At 43.3% G+C, this 1,292-nt stretch carries 1 rRNA gene (running past one end of the window); it reads left to right on the forward strand.

Going from position 1 to position 1,292, the window contains the following annotated elements:
• Nucleotides 1-1,292 (forward strand): 23S ribosomal RNA (locus tag HNP68_RS06300); its annotated part runs 1,480 nt beyond the window's last position; the annotation flags it as partial.

Consider the following 1,292-nt stretch of genomic DNA (forward strand, 5'->3'; position numbering starts at 1 on the left):
TAGCCCAAACTTTAAATGTGTCAAGTTGCAGAGCGTTGCATTTATAGGGTTGTAGGACGTTTAGGCTTAGTCTGTGATAAGCAAAAAAGTTACAAAATATTTATATAGAAGAATAATCTGGAAAGTTTAACCAAAGAAGGTGATAGTCCTGTAATTTAAATGTAAATATCTTTTTAAAATGTTCCTGAGTAGGACGAGGCACGAGAAACCTTGTTTGAAGCTGGGGAGACCACTCTCCAAGGCTAAATACTAAAAAGCTACCGATAGAGAAGAGTACCGTGAGGGAAAGGTGAAAAGAACCCCGGGAGGGGAGTGAAATAGAACTGAAACCGTAGACTTACAAGCAGTCAAAGCCGTGATTTATTACGGTGATGGCGTGCCTTTTGCATAATGAACCTGCGAGTTATCATGTCTAGCAAGGTTAAAGCATAGAAGTGCTGGAGCCGAAGCGAAAGCGAGTCTTAAAAGGGCGATTTAGTTAGATGTGGTAGACCCGAAGCCGAGTGATCTATTTATGGCCAGGCTGAAGCTTGGGTAAAACCAAGTGGAGGGCCGAACTCTAGTCTGTTTAAAAAGGCAGGGATGAGCTGTGAATAGGAGTGAAAGGCTAAACAAACTCGGAGATAGCTGGTTCTCCCCGAAATGGATTTAAGTTCAGCCTTATTTTAGTTTAATAGAGGTAGAGCACTAATTGAGCTAGGGCCTGTCAAAGGGTACCAAACTCAGTTAAACTCCGAATGCTATTAAATGATGAATAGGAGTGAGACTATGGGCGATAAGGTTCATAGTCGAGAGGGAAACAACCCAGACCAACAGCTAAGGTCTCAAAAATGTGTTAAGTGGAAAAGGAGGTTTAGGTACGTAAACAGCCAGGAGGTTGGCTTAGAAGCAGCCATACCTTTAAAGAGTGCGTAATAGCTCACTGGTCGAGTACTTAAGCGCCAATAATGTAACGGGGCTAAACACATTACCGAAGCTTTGGATCTTAACGAAAGTTAAGATGGTAGGGGAGCGTTCTGTAAGCCAGAGAAGTTAAGCTGGAAAGCTTGATGGAGGTATCAGAAGTGAGAATGCAGGTATGAGTAACGAAAAAATGGGTGAGATCCCCATTCGCCGAAAACCTAAGGTTTCCTGGGTAAAGGTCGTCTTCCCAGGGTTAGTCGGCCCCTAAGGCAAAGCTGAAAAGTGTAGTCGATGGGAAACGGGTTAATATTCCCGTACCTCTTATAGTTTCGATGGAGTGACGCATGAGGTTAACTACTGCTAGGCGATGGTTGTCCTAGTTTAAGCAT

The sequence above is a fragment of the Borreliella yangtzensis genome (genome assembly GCF_014201775.1).
Classification (GTDB): Bacteria; Spirochaetota; Spirochaetia; order Borreliales; family Borreliaceae; genus Borreliella; species Borreliella yangtzensis.